Origin of the sequence: Escherichia sp. MOD1-EC6098, assembly GCF_002965865.1 — a bacterium.
Lineage (GTDB): Bacteria > Pseudomonadota > Gammaproteobacteria > Enterobacterales > Enterobacteriaceae > Escherichia > Escherichia marmotae.
In genome coordinates this window covers 1-638 of record NZ_PTSN01000083.1, presented here as the reverse complement: position 1 = coordinate 638, position 638 = coordinate 1, and the positions used below count along the sequence as shown (strand labels likewise).

1 pseudogene is annotated in these 638 nt (G+C 47.6%); it reads left to right on the top strand.

Annotated features, from left to right (window positions below):
- Nucleotides 1–638, top strand: a pseudogene (locus C0K55_RS25740) (phage tail protein); the annotation flags it as partial.

The window sequence follows — 638 nt, the reverse complement described above, 5'->3', positions numbered from 1 at the left end:
ATGACCGGGGAACTGAAAATCCGTGGTGTTAATGCGCTGAGGATTTTCAACGAAGCCTTTGGTCTGATTTTTCGTCGTTCGGAAGAGTGCCTGCACCTTATCCCTACCAGTGAAGGTCAGGGCGAGAATGGCGATATTGGTCCACTTCGGCCGTTCACTATTAATCTGCGGACGGGTGAAATATCCATGTCGCATAAAGTGTCTGTTGGCGGCGGTTCTCAGGTCAATGGTGCGCTGGGTATCGGCGTTCAGAACGCGCTGGGCGGAAACTCAATTGCTTTCGGGGATAACGATACAGGTATAAAACAAAACGGCGACGGCATTCTGGATGTTTATGCGAATGGACAGCATGTATTTCGTTTCCAGAATGGTGTGGCGATAGCGTTAAAAAATATTCAGGCCGGAAATGCTAAAAAATTCACGTTATCCAGCGCCAACAACTCCACGAAAAACGCAACGTTTAATTTATGGGGTAATTCATCCCGACCTGTAGTTGCAGAGCTTGGTGATGATTCCGGCTGGCATTTTTACAGTCAGAGGAATACGGATAACAGTATAACGTTCGCTGTAAACGGGCAGATGGTTCCATCAAACTACGGAAACTTTGATGCCCGCTATCAGACCAAAACAGGCGGTGT